Origin of the sequence: Streptomyces sp. TLI_105, from assembly GCF_900105415.1 — a bacterium.
GTDB lineage: Bacteria > Actinomycetota > Actinomycetes > Streptomycetales > Streptomycetaceae > Streptomyces.
This window is the reverse complement of sequence record NZ_FNSM01000001.1, coordinates 4,970,294-4,987,122: the sequence shown is the minus strand read 5'-3', so window position 1 is coordinate 4,987,122 and position 16,829 is coordinate 4,970,294. Positions and strand designations below refer to the sequence as shown.

The window sequence follows — 16,829 nt, the reverse complement described above, 5'->3', positions numbered from 1 at the left end:
CCACCCGTTCCGCCCCGCGGAACGAGTGCCCACAACCCGGGGCCGCTCAGCTCCTGAGCGCCGCGATCGTGGTCGCCAGTTCTTCTGCCGCGTTCGGTACGGCGACGTGGGTGCCGTCGTGGACGATCGTCCGGCCGCCCACCACCACGTGGTGCACGTCCGCCGCCGTCGCCGCGAAGACCGCCGTCTCCGCCGCCAGGCGCGGGACCGGGCCCGCGGTGCGGACCGAGTCGAGGGTGATCGTGGTGAAGTCGGCCAGGGCGCCGGCTTCCAGGGTGCCCGCGTCGGCCCAGCCGAGGGCCGCGTGGCCGTCCGCCGTGGCCGCGCGCAGCAGCGCGGCGGCCGTCCAGTGGCCCCGGGTGCGGGTGCGCAGGCGCTCGTTCAGCTCCATGGCCCGCGCCTCTTCGAGGAGGTCGATGACGGCGTGGCTGTCGCTGCCGAGGGAGAGCGGGGAGCCGGCGCGCTGGAGGGCGACCGCCGGGCCGATGCCGTCGGCGAGGTCCCGTTCGGTGGTCGGGCACATGCAGGTGCCGGTGGTCGACGAGCCGAGGAGGACGATGTCCTCGGCGGTCAGGTGGGTGTTGTGGACGCCCGTCGTCCGTGCGCCGAGGACGCCGTGCTCCGCGAGGAGCCGGGTCGGCGTCATGCCGTGGGCCGCCTGGCAGGCGTCGTTCTCGGCGGTCTGCTCCGAGAGGTGGACGTGGAGGGGGGCCCGCCGGTCCTGCGCCCAGCGGGCCACCGTCGACAGCTGGTCCGCCGGGACGGCCCGTACGGAGTGGATCGCCGCCCCGATGCGTACTCCGTCGCGCTCCTTCAACGCGCTCACCCGCTCCGCCCACTTCTCGGCGGTGCCGTCGGTGAAGCGGAGCTGGTGCCGCTCGGGGGCGGCGCCGAAGCCGGAGGAGAGGTACGCGGTGTCGAGGAGGGTGATGCGGACGCCCGCCTCGGCGGCGGCGGCGATGAGCGCCTCGCCCATGGCGTTGGGGTCGGCGTACGGGGTGCCGCCGGGCGCGTGGTGCAGGTAGTGGAACTCGCCGACGGAGGTGATGCCGGCGAGCGCCATCTCGGCGTACACCGCGCGGGCGAGCGCGAAGTAGCTGTCGGGGGTGAGGCGCTGGGCGACGGAGTACATGACCTCGCGCCAGGTCCAGAACGTGCCGGAGCCGACCTGGACGGTGCCGCGCAGGGCCCGGTGGAAGGCATGGCTGTGGGCGTTGGCCAGGCCGGGGATCGTGAGGCCGCGCAGGACGACGGCGCCCGCCGGGGGCGTCTCGACTGCCGTCCGTACGGCGGTGATCCGGTCGTCCGTGACCTCAAGGGCCACGCCCGGCTCGACGTTCGTGTCGAGCCAGGCGTGTTCCAGCCAGTACGTCGTCAGCGGCACGCCAGCTCCTCCAGTACGTCGGCGAGTGCGATGACCCCGGCCACGCAGTCGTCCTCGGCCGCGAACTCGGCCGGGGAGTGCGAGACGCCGGTGGGGTTCCGTACGAACAGCATGGCGGTCGGGATCGACTCGGACAGGATGCCCGCGTCGTGTCCCGCGCCCGTGCCGAGGACCGGCACCTTGCCCGAGGTGCCCAGGATCCGGGAGAGCTCGTCGCGCAGGGCGTGCGAGAAGTCCACGATCGGGGTGAACGACTCCCGTACGACGGCGAGGTCGATGCCGTGGCGGTCGGCGTACTCCCGGGCCGCCGTCTCGACGCCCGCGACGACCTTGTCGAGGGAGCCCTGGTCGGCGGCGCGGGCGTCGAGCCAGCCGCGGACCATCGACGGGATGGCGTTGACGCCGTTCGGCTCGACCGCGATCTTGCCGAAGGTGGCGACGGCGCCCGCGAGTTCGGCCTCGCGGCGGGCGGCGAGGACGGTCTCGGCGTAGGTGAGCATCGGGTCGCGGCGGTCGACCAGGCGGGTCGTGCCCGCGTGGTTGGCCTCGCCGGCGAAGTCGTACCGCCAGCGGCCGTGCGGCCAGATGGAGGAGGCGATGCCGACGGCGTCCCCGGACAGGTCCAGGGCGCGGCCCTGCTCGACGTGGAGCTCGACGAAGGCGCCGATGCGGTCCAGTCGCTCGGGGTCGGGGCCGATCCCCGAGGGGTCGTACCCGGCGGCCTCCATGGCCTGAGGGAGGCTGATCCCGTCGGCGTCGCGGAGCTCGTACGCCTGCTCCTTCGTCAGCCGGCCGGCGGTGAGGCGGGAGCCGACGCAGGCGAGGCCGAAGCGGGCTCCTTCCTCGTCGCCGAAGTTGACGATGGCGAGGGGCCGCTTGAACGAGGCGCCGCGGGCGCGGAGTTCGTCGAGGGCGGCGAAGGCGGACACGACGCCGAGGGGGCCGTCGAAGGCGCCGCCGTCGGGGACGGAGTCCAGGTGGGAGCCGGTGACGACGGCGTCGCCGGCCGTCGGGTCGCCGAGCCAGGCCCACTGGTTGCCGTTGCGGTCGGTCTCGACGTCGAGACGGCGGGCCTCGGCCTGCATGCGGAACCACAGGCGGCAGTCGGCGTCGGCGGGGGTCCAGGCGTAGCGGCGGTAGCCTCCGGAGGCGTCGCTGCGGCCGATGGGCCGCAGCGACGTCCACATGGCGTGGAAGGACTGGCTCACGCCGAGCCTTCCTCGGCGCCGCCCTCGCGCATCGGGACGCGGACGCCCTTCTCGTCGGCGACGCGCTCGGCGATGTCGTAGCCGGCGTCGACGTGGCGGATGACGCCCATGCCGGGGTCGTTGGTGAGCACGCGGCGGATCTTCTCGCCCGCGAGCTTCGTGCCGTCGGCGACCGAGACCTGGCCGGCGTGGATGGAGCGGCCCATGCCGACGCCGCCGCCGTGGTGGATGGAGACCCAGGACGCGCCGGAGGCGACGTTGACCATGGCGTTGAGCAGCGGCCAGTCGGCGATGGCGTCGGAGCCGTCGAGCATGGCCTCGGTCTCGCGGTACGGGGAGGCGACGGAGCCGCAGTCGAGGTGGTCGCGGCCGATCGCGAGGGGCGCGGCGAGGGTGCCGTCGGCGACCATGTCGTTGAACATGGAGCCCGCCTTGTCGCGCTCGCCCTGGCCGAGCCAGCAGATGCGGGCGGGCAGGCCCTGGAAGTGGACGCGCTCGCCGGCCATCTTGATCCAGCGGTGGAGGGACTCGTTCTCCGGGAAGAGGTCGAGGATCGCCTTGTCGGTCTTGTGGATGTCCGAGGCCTCGCCGGAGAGGGCGGCCCAGCGGAAGGGGCCCTTGCCCTCGCAGAACAGCGGGCGGATGTAGGCGGGGACGAAGCCGGGGAAGGCGAAGGCGCGGTCGTAGCCGGCCAGCTGGGCCTCGCCGCGGATCGAGTTGCCGTAGTCGAAGACCTCGGCGCCGGCGTCCATGAAGCCGACCATGGCCTCGACGTGCTTGGCCATCGACTCGCGGGAGCGCTGGGTGAAGCCGGCCGGGTCCTTGGCGGCGGCGTCGGCCATGTCGTCGAAGGCGACGCCGACGGGGAGGTACGAGAGCGGGTCGTGGGCCGAGGTCTGGTCGGTCACGATGTCGATGGGGGCGCCCTCGGCGAGCATCTGCGGGAGCAGCTCGGCGGCGTTGCCGAGGAGGCCGATGGAGAGCGGGCGGCGGGCGTCGCGGGCCTCGACGGCGAGCTGGAGGGCGTGGGCGAGGTTGTCGGCCTTGACGTCCAGGTAGCGGTGCTCGATGCGGCGCTCGATGGCGCGCGGGTCGACGTCGATGCAGATGGCGACGCCGTCGTTCATCGTCACGGCGAGGGGCTGGGCGCCGCCCATGCCGCCGAGGCCGGCGGTGAGGGTGATCGTCCCGGCGAGGGTGCCGCCGAACTTCTTGGCGGCGACGGCCGCGAAGGTCTCGTAGGTGCCCTGGAGGATGCCCTGGGTGCCGATGTAGATCCAGGAGCCGGCGGTCATCTGGCCGTACATGGTGAGGCCGAGGTGCTCCAGGCGGCGGAACTCCTCCCAGTTGGCCCAGTCGCCGACCAGGTTGGAGTTGGCGAGGAGGACGCGGGGGGCCCACTCGTGGGTCTGCATGACGCCGACGGGGCGGCCGGACTGGACGAGCATCGTCTCGTCCTGCTTGAGGGTGCGCAGGGTGCGGACCATGGCGTCGAAGGAGCGCCAGTCGCGGGCGGCCTTGCCGGTGCCGCCGTAGACGACGAGCTTGTCGGGGTGCTCGGCGACCTCGGGGTCGAGGTTGTTCTGGAGCATCCGGAGGGCGGCTTCCTGCTGCCATCCCAGGGCGCTCAGTTCCGTACCGCGGGCTGCTCGTACGGGGCGGGGTCCTGACATGGGGGTGCCTCCTCGGAATGTCGTTCAGATATTCACATCTTGTCGCGCTGAATAGTTGTAGTCAACAGGGCGCCCCGGCCGGACGATGGACGAGGATGGGCCGCATGGCCTCCTACCGCCGTGATCTCGCCGTCCGAGCCTCCGTCGACCAAGGACTCCTCTCCCCCGCGCAGCCGGTCGTCGCCCTCCTCGACACCGCCGGCATCCGCGCCTCCGCCACCGCCCTGACCAGCGCCTTCGCCGCCGTCACCGACGCGCCCGTGCTGCACGCCTTCGCCGCGAAGGCCGCCCCGCTCGTCCCCGTCCTGCGCCTGCTCCACGAGGCGGGGCTCGGCGTCGAGGTCGCGAGCCCCGGCGAGCTGGCCCTCGCCCGCGCGGCCGGCGTCCCGCCCGCGCGGACCGTGCTCGACTCCCCCGCCAAGACCCCGGCCGAGCTCCGCCAGGCCCTCGCGCTCGGGATCGCCGTCAACGCCGACAACCTCCAGGAGCTGGCCAGGCTCGACGCGCTCGTCGCCTCCGCCCCCACCGCCTCACCGCTCGGCCTCCGGGTGAACCCGCAGGTCGGAGCCGGTTCCATCAGCGCGCTCTCGACCGCGACCGCCACCTCCAAGTTCGGCGTGGCGCTCCGCGACGAGGGCGCACGCGAGACCGTCGTCCGGGCCTTCCTGGACCGGCCCTGGCTGACCCGGCTGCACACCCACACCGGCTCCCAGGGCATCCCGCTCGCCCTCATGGCCCAGGGGGTCGGGGAGGCGTACGCGCTCGCCGAGGAGATCAACCGGGAGGCCGGCCGGCGGCAGGTCGACACCCTCGACATCGGCGGCGGGCTGCCGGTGAACTTCGCCTCCGACGAGGAGACGCCGACGTACGCGGAGTACGCCCGGCTGCTCGCCGACACCGTCCCCGGGCTCTTCGACGGCCGCTACCGGCTCGTCACCGAGTTCGGGCGCTCCCTGCTCGCCAAGCACGGCACGGTCCTCGCCCGGGTGGAGTACACGAAGACCTCCGGCGGCCGCCCGATCGCCGTCACCCACGCGGGCGCGCAGCTGGCCGCCCGCACGGTCTACGCCCCCGGCTCCTGGCCCCTGCGCGTCCTCGCGTACGACTCCGGGGGCCGCCCCCGCACCGGGGACGTCACCGTCCAGGACGTGGCGGGCCCCGCCTGCTTCGCCGGGGACCTGCTCGCCACGGGCCGCGCGCTGCCGCTGCTGCACCCGGGCGACGTCGTGGCGGTCCCGGACACCGGCGCGTACTACTTCGCCCACCACTACGCGTACAACAGCCTGCCCCGGCCCGGGATCCACGGCTTCACGGTCGACGGCGACGGGGCGGTGACGTTCACGACCGTGCGCAGGGCGCAGACGCTCGACGAGATCGTCGCCGAGGCGGGCGGGGAACGGGCGGACGCGCTGGTCCGCCAGCCCGTCGGGTAGGGCCCGTCCGGCATCGCGAACGCCGGGGAGCCGCGCGGCCGATCCGTGGAGTCGCGCGGCCGATCCGGGCCCGCTCGGGCCAATTCGAGTCAGACAGCGGCATGTTCCGATGGAAAATGCCAGAACGCCCCCACCGGAGCGGAACGTTCAGTAGCGTCACCGTCACTGCCGCACGTTCGCACGCCGCATCGGGAGGGGAATCCGCGTGCCCGGAATCGACGAGTGCCTCCTGGAGGCCATGGCCCTGCCGGGGGCCCGGGGCGCCTCCCTGGTCGACTGGACCAGCGGGCTCGCTCTCGGCACGGCGGGCGACTCACCGGTCGGCGACCACGAGACGACGGCCGCCGAGACCGCCGAACTGGCCCGTTCCGCCGCCGAGTTCGACTCCTTCACGGCGGCGGACGGCGACCCCGGGGCGGATCTTCCCGTCGAGGACCTGATCCTCACCACCCGCGCCGGCTACCACGTCCTCCGCTTCGTCGAGACCTCCTTCGACAGCAGCGTCTTCCTCCACCTCTGGCTCGACCGCGACTCGGGCAACCTCGCCCTCGCCCGGCTCCGGCTCCGCGACCTCGCCGAGAGACTGGTCCTGGGATGAGCAGGACGGCCGTCTCCCCGATGCTGGTCCGGCTCGCCGCCGAGAAGGCCACCGGCGCCCTGTTGCGCGACCACGGCACGCTCTACCTCGTCGACGGCCGGGTCGTGCACGCGGAGTCGCCCGCCGCCCCCGGCGTCGACGTCCTCCTCACCACCGGCGGCCGGCTGCCCCGCGAGGGCTGGGACGAGGCCGTCGACCGGGCCGGGGCGCACCGCGCGGTCGGCCGCTTCCTCGTCGACAGCGGCCGGCTGCACGACGGCGAGCTGGAGATCTGCCACCTCGGCGCCGTCTTCGACGCGGCCTTCTTCGCCCTCTCCCCCACCAGCGGGCCGACCCGCTTCCGGTACGGGGTGGGGCACTGGTTCGGGACGGTGCGGCCGGTCTCCGCCGAGGCCGTCGAGCGCGAGACCGTCCGCCGCCGCGAACTCCTCGACGCCGTCTGGCCGTACGCCGCCGTGGACACCGCCCCGGTCGTGCCGCGCCCCGCCTCCCCCGGCCAGACCGTGGGGGCGCGGCAGCGCGCGCTGCTCGCCGCCGCCGACGGGGAGCGGACCCCGGCGGAGCTGGCCCGGCTGCTCGGCCGGCCCGCCTTCCACACGCTGCTCGACGTGCGGCGCCTGGCCGCGGCCGGGCTCGTCGAGACACCGCTCGAATCCCCACCCACGCCCCCGCCGCCGACGCCGTTGTCGGCCCTGCCGGTGGCCGATCCCGACATCGCCCTGCTGCGCCGGCTCCGTGACGCCCTGGAGGCACACCTGTGATGAGGCGTGCCCTGCGCATGCGCGCCGAGAGGAGACAGCTCATGACGGCAGAAGCCGAGGTCCTCGGCGAGCTCAGACGGCTGCGGGCGCGGCTGCCCCAGCTCACCGGGGCCCTGGCGGCCAGCGCCGACGGCCTCGTCCTCGCCCACGACACGGTGGACGGCGAGGCGGAGACCGTGGCCGCGCTGACCGCGGCGGCGCTCGGCGTCGGGCAGCGGCTGACCGACACCACCGGGCAGGGCCGCTTCCGCGAGCTGCTCGTACGCGGCGAGGACGGCTACGTGGCGACGTACGCGGCGGGCGGCTCGGCCGTCCTGACGCTGCTCGCCGAACCCCGGATCAACGTGGGCCGGCTCCATCTGGAGGCCCGCAGGTCCAGCGCCCGGATAGCGGAGCTCGTCGACGGCGCGCTGGAACGCAAAGACCTGAACTGAACCGTCCCAACAGCAACGAGAAGGAAGAAGTACGACACCATGGCGAACACCGAGACCTCCCTCAAGGAAGCCGTCACGATCGAAGGCGCGATCGGCGCGGCCCTCGTCGACTACACCAGCGGCATGGCGCTCGGCACGATCGGCGGCGGCAAGGACCTCGACCTGAACATGGCCGCGGCGGGCAACACCGACGTCGTCCGGGCCAAGGTCCGGACGATGGAGATGCTGGGGCTCCAGGACGACATCGAGGACATCCTGATCACGCTCGGCGGCCAGTACCACCTGATCCGGCTGCTCAAGGGACGCGGCACCAACGGCCTCTTCCTCTACCTGGCGCTCGACAAGAGCCGCGCGAACCTGGCGATGGCCCGCCACCAGCTGAAGAAGATCGAGGCCGAACTGGAGGTCTGACCGCCTCACGCGCGCGGGGACCTACTCGACGAACAGGCCCCGGGTCGCCGCCTTCGTGTCGAACTCCTCCAGGCGCGCCTGCGCGTCGGGGAGTTCGTCCGCCATGGCCTCCAGGAGGACCCGGCCGAGCAGCATCGGCGCGCAGGCGGTGTCGAAGGCGAGTCCGGTGCCGACGGCGGCGGGGATCAGCAGGTCGCTGTGGGCGGCGACGGGCGCGAACGCCGACTCGGCGACGGTCACGACCGTGAGCCCGGCCTTCCGCGCGTACTCCAGGGCCTCGACGACCTCCCGGGGGTGCCGGGGCAGCGCGAAGCAGAGCAGGGCCGTGGCCCCGGCCCGTACGGCCGCGTCGACGCGGTCCGTGAGCATCGAGCCGCCCTCGTCGAGGAGCCGGACGTCCGGGTGCACCTTGGCGGCGAAGTAGGCGAAGCCCCGCGCCTGCGAGGAGGCGGCCCGCAGCCCGAGCACGAGGAGCGGGCGGGAGCCGGCGAGGAGCCGGCCGGCCCGCTCGACGGGGGCGGGGTCGGCGAGGAGCCCGGCGAGGTGCTGGAGGTTCTCGATCTCGGCGAGGACGGCCTGCTGGTACTCGTTGAGGCCCGAGGCCTCCTCGGCGGCCGCCGGCATGCTCTCCCGCAGGTGCTTGCGCAGCGCCGGGTAGCCGTCGAAGCCGAGGGCGACGGCGAAGCGGGTGACGGAGGGCTGGCTGACGCCGGCGAGTTCGGCGAGCTCGACGCTGGACAGGAACGGCACGTCACCGGCGCGCCGCACCATGCAGTGCGCGATCCGCCGCTGCGTCGGTGTCAGCCGGTGCCCCTCGAAGAGCGCCTGCAGCCGGCCGGCCGGGCTGTCGCTCATGCCGCCCCCTTTCCCCTATTCATCCACGAAGCTCCTGCATAAGGATATGCACATCGGGTGGCGCGCGGCAGGGGTGTCACCCGTGGCAGGGCTCACCGGAGTCGTGGGCCGTCACCCGGGGCCGGGCCGGGCCGGCCTTCGGGAGGTCGATGGTGAAACAGCGGGTGGCCACGGCGTCGGCCGGACCGAACACGGGCACGGTCCGCTCGTACCTGCGGGAGAAGGGGACGAAGACCCGGGTGCCCCCCTCCACGGGGCGCACCACGGCGGGCGCCCCGAGGTGCGGGCCGTGGCCGGCGAAGTGGTCGAGGGCGTCCCGTACGTCCTGGTCGGTGGGCGTGAGGCCCTTCTCGGCGACGAGGGCGTCGGCGAACCGCGCCGCGTCCTCCCGGGTGGCCTCGAAGGCGTCCCGCTCCCGGGCCTCCTGGCAGTGGTCGGCGACGACGGAGCAGGCGGCCAGCGCCACGGCGGGGATGAGCAGAACCGCACCGAGGACCTTGGCCCCGAGTGCGGTTCCGCCCCTGCGTTCGGTTTTCACTGCTTCCCGAGACTACGGGGGAAGGACCGCGCGCGGGGCCCGTTCGCAGGACGGGGGGATTGCGCGGGGACCGCCGCACCCCCGTCACCGGGGGGCGGGACGACGGCGGTCCCCGCGGGGGACACGGGACCGGGTCAGGGCCGGTCTCCGCGTCCGCGGCGTCTGGCAGAAACCCGGGAGCCGCTCCGGAAGTCCGTGACGCCGACGACCACCAATGTGCCGTACGCGTGTTAAGCCGGTGCTGCGGGCACGTGTCGCCCTCGTACCGGTTGCGCGAACGGCTCTCGTGCTACTTCGTACCGCCGTTGGCCAGGAAGGCCAGCAGGTCCTGACGGCTCACCACACCCGTCGGCTTGCCCTCGACCAGCACGATCGCCGCGTCGGCGGACTCGCCGAGGACGGACATCAGGTCGGCGACCGGCTCGCCCGAGCCGACCTGCGGCAGCGGCGCGCTCATGTGCTGCTCCAGCGGGTCCTCCAGGGAGGCCTTCTTGGTGAAGAGGTGGTCGAGGAGCTCGCGCTCGACGACCGAGCCGACGACCTCGGCCGCCATGACGTCCGGGTGGCCGGCGCCGGGCTTCACGATGGGCATCTGGGAGACGCCGTACTCGCGCAGCACCTCGATGGCCTGGCCCACGGTCTCGTCCGGGTGCATGTGGACGAGGGACGGCATGCCGCCCTCCTTGTGGCGCAGGACGTCGGCGACGGTGGCGGTGGAGGTGTCCTCCAGGAAGCCGTGCCCGGCCATCCACTCGTCGCTGAAGATCTTCGACATGTAGCCGCGGCCCGAGTCCGGCAGCAGCACGACGACGACGTCGTCCGGCCCGAGCTCCTTGGCGACCTCCAGGGCCGCGACGACGGCCATGCCGCAGGAGCCGCCGACGAGGAGGCCCTCCTCCTTGGCGAGGCGGCGGGTCATCTGGAAGGAGTCCTTGTCGGACACCGCGACGATCCGGTCCGTGACGTTCCGGTCGTACGCGGTCGGCCAGAAGTCCTCGCCGACGCCCTCGACCAGGTACGGACGGCCGGAACCGCCCGAGTAGACCGAGCCCTCCGGGTCCGCGCCGATGACCTTCACCTTCCCGCCGCTGACCTCCTTGAGGTAGTTGCCGGTGCCGGAGATCGTGCCGCCGGTGCCGACGCCCGCGACGAAGTGGGTGATCTTCCCGTCCGTCTGCTCCCACAGCTCGGGACCGGTGGTCTCGTAGTGCGAGCGCGGGTTGTTCGGGTTCGAGTACTGGTCGGGCTTCCAGGCGCCCGGCGTCTCACGGACGAGGCGGTCCGAGACGTTGTAGTACGAGTCGGGGTGCTCGGGGTCGACGGCCGTGGGGCAGACCACGACCTCGGCGCCGTAGGCCCGCAGCACATTGATCTTGTCGAGCGACACCTTGTCGGGGCAGACGAAGATGCACTTGTAGCCCTTCTGCTGGGCCACGATCGCCAGGCCGACGCCGGTGTTGCCGGACGTGGGCTCGACGATGGTGCCGCCGGGCTTGAGCTCACCGCTCTGCTCCGCCGCCTCGATCATGCGCAGGGCGATCCGGTCCTTGACCGAGCCTCCGGGGTTGAAGTACTCGACCTTGGCCAGAACGGTCGCCTGAATGCCCGCTGTGACGTTGTTGAGCTTCACCAGCGGGGTGTTGCCGACGAGGCTGATCATCGAGTCGTGGAATTGCACCGTAATCTCCGGGGTCTCCGTAATGGTGTGGCCAGCGTATGCGTAGTCGGAGCGGGTTACGGGGCAGTTAGACCCTGAACGGCTTGAAGGAGGTGACGGCCCCCATGTCGAGGGCGAGGGTGGCGCGGCGGATCGCGGCGGGTGCGGCGTACGGCGGCGGGAGCATCGGGCTGATCGGTGTGGCGGCGGTGGGGATCCTCCTGGCCGAGGCGCAGCTGGCCAAGCGTACGGTCTACGGCGCCCCGGCACCGCTGCCGCCGGTGGCGGACGGCCTCTACGGCCGCGCCTTCGGCACGGAGGACCCGCTGCGGCTGGCCCTTCTGGGTGATTCCACGGCGGCGGGCCAGGGCGTCCGCCGCTCGGGTCAGACGCCGGGCGCGCTCCTCGCCTCCGGGCTCGCGGCCGTGGCCGAGCGGCCGGTGGTCCTGCGGAACGTGGCGCTCTCGGGGGCACGCTCGGACGACCTGGAACGCCAGGTGTCACTGCTGCTCGCGCAGCCGCTCGGGCCGCCGGACGTGTGCGTGATCATGATCGGCGCGAACGACGTGACGCACCGGCTGCCGCCCACGGAGTCCGTGCGGCTGCTCGCCTCGGCCGTGCGGCGGCTGCGGACGGCGGGGGCGGAGGTGGTGGTCGGGACCTGCCCGGATCTGGGCACGATCGAGCCCGTCTACCAGCCGCTGCGCTGGCTGGCCCGGCGGGCCTCGCGACAGCTGGCGGCGGCGCAGACGATCGTGGTCGTGGAGCAGGGTGGCCGGACCGTGTCGCTCGGCGACCTCCTCGGGCCCGAGTTCGCGGCGAACCCGCGCGAGATGTTCGGGATCGACAGCTTCCACCCCTCGGCGGAGGGGTACGCGACGGCGGCGATGGCCGTCCTGCCGACGCTCTGCGCCGCGCTGGGCGTCTGGCCGGAAGCGGACCGGCTGGAGCCGGAGCGGCGGGAGAACATGCTGCCGGTGGCGAAGGCGGCGGCGGAGGCGGTACGGGAGGCGGGGACGGAGGTCACGGGGGCGCGGGCTCCGTGGGCCCTCCTGAAGCACCGCCGCCGACGCCGCCTCCCGGTCCCCCCGGAACCTTCCCCGGAGGACGTCCAGACATGACCCGCCCCGCTGCGGTCCACACCCACCGGGGCGGTGCCCCCGTTCACCGCCGTGTGGGCAATCGTCCCGCTGGGGCGGGACGGGTGGGCACACGGGACGGCGCCTCTGCGGGCGCGCTCCGCCTTCTGTGCCTGGACCCGCACTCCCAAGGGCGGCGCACCCAGTGGTGCGGGTCAGGGCGCGAAAGCCTCTGGCGCCGGCAAAGGGCGCCGTTCCGTTGTGCCCACCCGTTCCGCCCCGGCGGAACGCATGCCCACAACGGAGGTGGGCGGGGCACCGCCCCGCAGGCGCGCGCACGCGGGGACTCCGCGACTGAGCGCTCGCTTAGAAAAGAGGTCCGTGTCACACCGTCCAAGCGGTGACCCGTGCGGTACGTACGGGTAACTTCCCTTTCAGCCCGCTCACTCCGCACCCTCATGGAGCCGTGATGCCCGAAGCCGTGATCGTCTCGACCGCCCGCTCGCCCATCGGCCGGGCCTTCAAGGGCTCCCTCAAGGACCTGCGGCCGGACGACCTCACCGCGACCATCGTCCAGGCCGCCCTGGCGAAGGTGCCGGAGCTGGACCCGCGCGACATTGACGACCTGATGCTCGGCTGCGGCCTCCCCGGCGGCGAGCAGGGCAACAACCTGGGCCGGATCGTCGCCGTGCAGATGGGCATGGACCACCTGCCGGGCTGCACGATCACCCGTTACTGCTCCTCCTCGCTGCAGACCTCCCGCATGGCGCTGCACGCGATCAAGGCGGGCGAGGGCGACGTCTTCATCTCGGCCGGCGTCGAGATGGTGTCCCGCTTCGTGAAGGGCAACTCGGACTCCCTGCCCGACACGCACAACCCGCTCTTCGCCGAGGCGGAGGCCCGTACGAAGGCCGTCGCGGAGTCCGAGGGCTCCACCTGGCACGACCCGCGCGAGGACGGCCTCGTCCCGGACGCGTACATCGCGATGGGCCAGACCGCGGAGAACCTGGCCCGCTGGAAGGGCATCAGCCGCCAGGAGATGGACGAGTTCGGCGTACGGTCGCAGAACCTCGCCGAGCAGGCCATCAAGAACGGCTTCTGGGAGCGCGAGATCACCCCGGTGACGCTGCCGGACGGCACGGTCGTCTCCGCGGACGACGGCCCGCGCGCGGGCGTCACCCTGGAGGGCGTGCAGGGCCTCAAGCCGGTCTTCCGCCCCGACGGCCTGGTCACCGCCGCCAACTGCTGCCCGTTGAACGACGGCGCCGCCGCGCTCGTGATCATGTCCGACACCAAGGCCCGCGAGCTCGGTCTGACCCCGCTGGCCCGGATCGTCTCCACCGGCGTCTCCGGCCTCTCCCCCGAGATCATGGGCCTCGGCCCGGTCGAGGCCTCGAAGCAGGCCCTCAAGCGCGCCGGCCTGACGATCGGCGACATCGACCTCGCCGAGATCAACGAGGCCTTCGCCGCCCAGGTCATCCCGTCCTACCAGGACCTGGGCCTGGACCTGGACAAGGTGAACGTCAACGGTGGCGCCATCGCCGTCGGCCACCCCTTCGGCATGACCGGCGCCCGGATCACCGGCACGCTGATCAACAGCCTCCAGTTCCACGACAAGCAGTTCGGTCTGGAGACCATGTGCGTCGGCGGCGGCCAGGGCATGGCCATGGTCATCGAGCGACTGAGCTGACCGAGCGCCCGAGCTGAGCCCCCGCTCTCCACGGACCGAGCGCGTCAACCACGCCGCGTCCGAGCCGTGACCGAATCTCCCCCAGGATGTGACCTACATCCCGGGGGAGTTCGTTTTCCCAGGTCAGAGCCATTTAGGGACTAAACGCCTGGCAGAAATACCTGTCCAATTCGTGACGTAATGCACTGACAGCGGGCACCACCCCGGGACAAGCTGATGTAGGAAGTCGGGGGATCGACTCGGAATCGGGAGTACGTCAGTGAGCGCCATGTCTCTTGCCCTGCTGCTGACCACGGCCGCTGCCACGGCCGTGGGCGCTGCTGCCCTGCACGCCGTCCACGGTCTCCGCAAGGAGGTCACCGCCCTCCGGGGCGAGCTGGCCGCCGGTCACGGCGGGACGGTTCCGGCCGCCCGCACCTCGCCCGCCGCCGAGATACGGGCCGCGGTCGCCGAGGCGCTGGCCGAGGAGCGCGAGCGCGAGCTCGCGGAGGCGCGCGCCTTCTGGGCCGCACAGGAGGCCCGTGACGCGGCCGACGCCCCCTCCCTGCTGGGCGGTCTGGGCGGCCCGGCCGACGACGGCACCTTCTTCGTGCCGCGCCAGGCCGACTTCGTGGGCCTGGAGGCGATGGCCCTGGAGGCCATGGAGGCGGAGGCCGCCGCGCTGGACGGCCCCGAGGCGCTGGACTCCTTCGACGAGTACCCCGAGGACTCGGCGGAGCTGGCCGCGGCCCGCCGCCGGCACCCCTCGCACCCGGACTTCGTGCCGGTGCAGACGCCCGTGGTCACCGACCACGAGCGGACGGTGGCCCGCCTGGAGGAGCTCGCGGACACCCGCACCGCGCTCACCGACGTCCGCCCCGGCCCGCTCGGCACCCTCGACGTGTACGTCTTCGCGGACGGCACCACGCTCTGCATGACCCCCGGCCACCGCGAGACCGCGGAGCGCCTCGCCGAGGCCCTGCGCGCGGGCCACACTCCGGTCCTGCTTGGCGGCTCGGGCGTCTCGGGCGCCTTCGCCCTGACCTTCTCGTACGGCGACACGGACGAGGAGAACGTCTACATCCTCGCGGACCGCGTGATCGCCTCCCTGTAGGCCCGCAGTCGCCCCACAGGCCCGCAAGGCGGCCCGGACGGCTCCCTACAGCCCCGCGCGCCCCATGGCCTCTCGTACCAGCCTCACGGCCTCGTCCAGCTCTCCCTCGCAGGAGCCGGCCGGGGCCGTTCGCAGGACCTCGGCCAGATCGTTCCCTGCGACGGCGAGTTGGTCGCCCACCGCGAACAGGCCCGCGTCCGGCATGATCCTCGGCTCCCGGTCGGGGTTCTCGGCGCGCTGGGCGCGCACCGCCAACTCGCGGGCGAGGGCCAGCCCTTCGGCCGCCGCGGCCTGCCGGAGGCGGCTCTGGGGAGCGGACCGCAGCCGGTCGGCGAACCGCTCGACGGCGGCGGTCAGTTCACTCGTATCGTGCACCCCGCGACCCTACGCGCCCGCCCGGGCCCCCTGCCAACGGGTCACTTCACGTGCCGGCCGAGGAAGTCGCGGACGAGTCCGGCGATCTCCTCGCCGTGCGTCTCCAGGGCGAAGTGCCCGGCGTCCAGGAGGTGGATCTCGGCCTCGGGCAGGTCCCGGGCGAAGGCCTCCGCCCCGGCCGGCCCGAAGATCTCGTCGCCGCGCCCCCAGGCCGCGAGCAGCGGCGGCCGGTGGGTGCGGAAGTACTCCTGGAAGGCCGGGTAGCCGTCCAGGTTGAACTGGTAGTCCCAGAAGAGCTGGAGCTGGATCTCCTTGTTGCCGGGCCGGTCGAGGCCGGCCTGGTCCAGGGTCCAGGTCTCGGGGGAGATCCGGTCGAGCCGGTCGGCGGGCACGCCGTGGGTGTACTGCCAGCGGGTGGCCCCGGCGGTCAGCAGCTCCCGTACGTCCGCCTCGTGCGCCGCCCGGTCCCGGGCATGGGCGAAGAGCACGTCCCAGAAGGGCGTGAACCCCTCCGTGTAGGCGTTGCCGCTCTGGCTGACGATCGCGGTGACGCGCTCGGGGTGCCGGGAGGCGATCCGCAGCCCGATCGGCGCGCCGTAGTCCTGGATGTAGAGCGCGAACCTCTCCACGCCCAGACGGTCGAGGAGCCCGAGGGTGATCTCGGTGAGCTTCTCGAAGCTGTACTCGAAGTCCTCGACGGCCGGTGCGGCGGAGGCGCCGAAGCCGATGTGGTCCGGGGCGATCAGGTGGTACTCGTCGGCGAGCTCGGCGATGAGCCCCCGGTACATGTGCGAGCTGGACGGGAAGCCGTGCAGCAGGACGAGGGTGGGGGCGGCCGGGTCTCCGGCCTCCCGGTAGAAGACGTCGAGCCCGTCGACGGTGGTGGTGCGGGCGCGCAGGGCGAAGGCGGACATGGGTGTCTCCCCGTGGTCGTTCCCGATCGGGAGAACGGTCGTTCTCCCGATGCCCTGTAGACTAGGAGAACGATGGTTCTCCACGCAAGGGGTGATCGGACGATGGACGCGGAGACGGCCGAGCTGAAGCTGCTCGACACCGCGGAGCGGCTCTTCGACGAGCGGGGGGTGCAGGCCGTCGGCATGGACGCCCTCCGCACCGCCTCAGGGGTCTCGCTGAAGCGGCTCTATCAGGTCTTCCCGTCCAAGGACCTGCTGGTCGAGGCCGTCCTGCGGCGCCGTGACGAGGCCGTGCGGACGGCGCTCGCCGACCATGGCGCGCGGACCGCGGAAGGGCCGTACGAGCGGGCGCTCGCGGTCTTCGACTGGCTGGCCGGCTGGTTCGCCGAGCCCGGGTTCCGCGGCTGCGCGTTCATCAACGCCTTCGGGGAGCTCGGCGGGGTCGCCCCGGCGGTCGCCGCGATCGCCCGCGACCACAAGGAGGCCCTGCGGGCGTACTTCGCCGAGCAGACGGACGCCCTCGGCGCCCCGCCCGTCCTCGCCGACCAGCTGGCCCTGCTCGCCAACGGCGCCATGGCCGTCGCGGGCATCACCGGCTCCCCGGAGCCGGCCGCCCAGGCGAAGGCTGCGGCCCGCGTCCTCCTCGACGCGGCCCGCCCCTGAGAACGCGGAAGGGCCCGCCCGGCACGAAGCCGGACGGGCCCTTCCCCCCGAGTCGGGGGGTGC

General features: G+C 73.1%; 17 protein-coding genes. 9 read left to right on the top strand and 8 right to left on the bottom strand.

Going from position 1 to position 16,829, the window contains the following annotated elements; genetic code table 11:
* Nucleotides 1-46: 46 nt before the first annotated feature.
* From BLW86_RS22885 to hutU, 3 genes are read right to left on the bottom strand one after another with little or no spacing between them, the layout of a single operon-like run.
* Entirely contained in the window at nt 47-1,384 is a 1,338-nt protein-coding gene (locus BLW86_RS22885) for a formimidoylglutamate deiminase (protein ID WP_093875775.1), read from the bottom strand.
* Nucleotides 1,375-2,571: an allantoate amidohydrolase gene (locus BLW86_RS22880; protein ID WP_093878814.1), complete on the bottom strand. Its 1,197-nt coding sequence runs from the start codon at nt 2,569-2,571 to the stop codon at nt 1,375-1,377. The genes BLW86_RS22885 and BLW86_RS22880 overlap by 10 nt, the downstream gene beginning before the upstream one ends.
* Before the next feature lie 17 nt (nt 2,572-2,588).
* Entirely contained in the window at nt 2,589-4,265 is a 1,677-nt protein-coding gene (gene hutU, locus BLW86_RS22875; protein WP_093875774.1) for a urocanate hydratase, read from the bottom strand.
* 95 nt (nt 4,266-4,360) lie between these two features.
* Between hutU and BLW86_RS22870 the strand changes: the two genes are divergently transcribed.
* From BLW86_RS22870 to BLW86_RS22850, 5 genes are all read left to right on the top strand, one after another.
* Entirely contained in the window at nt 4,361-5,698 is a 1,338-nt protein-coding gene (locus BLW86_RS22870; RefSeq protein ID WP_093875773.1) for a type III PLP-dependent enzyme domain-containing protein, read from the top strand.
* A 205-nt stretch (nt 5,699-5,903) separates the two neighbouring features.
* Nucleotides 5,904-6,296, top strand: a complete 393-nt coding sequence (locus BLW86_RS22865; protein ID WP_093875772.1) for a hypothetical protein — start codon at nt 5,904-5,906, stop codon at nt 6,294-6,296.
* On the top strand, nt 6,293-7,057 hold the full coding sequence (locus BLW86_RS22860) for a hypothetical protein (protein WP_093875771.1): 765 nt from the start codon (nt 6,293-6,295) through the stop codon (nt 7,055-7,057). Before BLW86_RS22865 ends, BLW86_RS22860 begins: the two co-directional genes overlap by 4 nt.
* On the top strand, nt 7,057-7,491 hold the full coding sequence (locus BLW86_RS22855; RefSeq protein WP_093875770.1) for a roadblock/LC7 domain-containing protein: 435 nt from the start codon (nt 7,057-7,059) through the stop codon (nt 7,489-7,491). The genes BLW86_RS22860 and BLW86_RS22855 overlap by 1 nt, the downstream gene beginning before the upstream one ends.
* A 39-nt stretch (nt 7,492-7,530) precedes the next feature.
* The gene (locus tag BLW86_RS22850) at nt 7,531-7,902 is read left to right on the top strand and encodes a hypothetical protein (protein WP_093875769.1); all 372 of its coding nucleotides are present in this window, start codon (nt 7,531-7,533) and stop codon (nt 7,900-7,902) included.
* Nucleotides 7,903-7,923: 21 nt separating this feature from the next.
* Here BLW86_RS22850 and BLW86_RS22845 read toward each other — a convergent pair whose 3' ends face one another.
* The 3 genes from BLW86_RS22845 to BLW86_RS22835 form a co-directional block, all read right to left on the bottom strand.
* Complete coding sequence (locus tag BLW86_RS22845; protein ID WP_093875768.1) at nt 7,924-8,757, bottom strand: MurR/RpiR family transcriptional regulator; 834 nt, start codon at nt 8,755-8,757, stop codon at nt 7,924-7,926.
* 76 nt (nt 8,758-8,833) lie between these two features.
* Nucleotides 8,834-9,295, bottom strand: a complete 462-nt coding sequence (locus BLW86_RS22840; protein ID WP_093875767.1) for a hypothetical protein — start codon at nt 9,293-9,295, stop codon at nt 8,834-8,836.
* 289 nt (nt 9,296-9,584) lie between these two features.
* Nucleotides 9,585-10,973, bottom strand: coding sequence for a cystathionine beta-synthase (locus BLW86_RS22835; RefSeq protein ID WP_093875766.1), 1,389 nt, complete (start codon nt 10,971-10,973; stop codon nt 9,585-9,587).
* A 104-nt stretch (nt 10,974-11,077) separates the two neighbouring features.
* Between BLW86_RS22835 and BLW86_RS22830 the strand changes: the two genes are divergently transcribed.
* The 3 genes from BLW86_RS22830 (at nt 11,078) to BLW86_RS22820 (ending at nt 14,814) form a co-directional block, all read left to right on the top strand.
* Entirely contained in the window at nt 11,078-12,073 is a 996-nt protein-coding gene (locus BLW86_RS22830) for an SGNH/GDSL hydrolase family protein (protein ID WP_177181730.1), read from the top strand.
* 427 nt (nt 12,074-12,500) lie between these two features.
* Complete coding sequence (locus tag BLW86_RS22825; protein ID WP_093875764.1) at nt 12,501-13,721, top strand: acetyl-CoA C-acetyltransferase; 1,221 nt, start codon at nt 12,501-12,503, stop codon at nt 13,719-13,721.
* Between the two features lie 259 nt (nt 13,722-13,980).
* The gene (locus BLW86_RS22820; protein WP_093875763.1) at nt 13,981-14,814 is read left to right on the top strand and encodes a hypothetical protein; all 834 of its coding nucleotides are present in this window, start codon (nt 13,981-13,983) and stop codon (nt 14,812-14,814) included.
* 45 nt (nt 14,815-14,859) lie between these two features.
* Here the strand turns inward: BLW86_RS22820 and BLW86_RS22815 are convergent, their stop codons facing one another.
* Together BLW86_RS22815 and BLW86_RS22810 are read right to left on the bottom strand one after the other, a co-directional pair.
* The gene (locus BLW86_RS22815) at nt 14,860-15,189 is read right to left on the bottom strand and encodes a hypothetical protein (protein WP_093875762.1); all 330 of its coding nucleotides are present in this window, start codon (nt 15,187-15,189) and stop codon (nt 14,860-14,862) included.
* Between the two features lie 41 nt (nt 15,190-15,230).
* The gene (locus BLW86_RS22810) at nt 15,231-16,103 is read right to left on the bottom strand and encodes an alpha/beta fold hydrolase (protein ID WP_093875761.1); all 873 of its coding nucleotides are present in this window, start codon (nt 16,101-16,103) and stop codon (nt 15,231-15,233) included.
* Nucleotides 16,104-16,205: 102 nt separating this feature from the next.
* Between BLW86_RS22810 and BLW86_RS22805 the strand changes: the two genes are divergently transcribed.
* Entirely contained in the window at nt 16,206-16,766 is a 561-nt protein-coding gene (locus BLW86_RS22805) for a TetR/AcrR family transcriptional regulator (RefSeq protein ID WP_093875760.1), read from the top strand.
* The last annotated feature ends 63 nt before the right edge of the window (nt 16,767-16,829 follow it).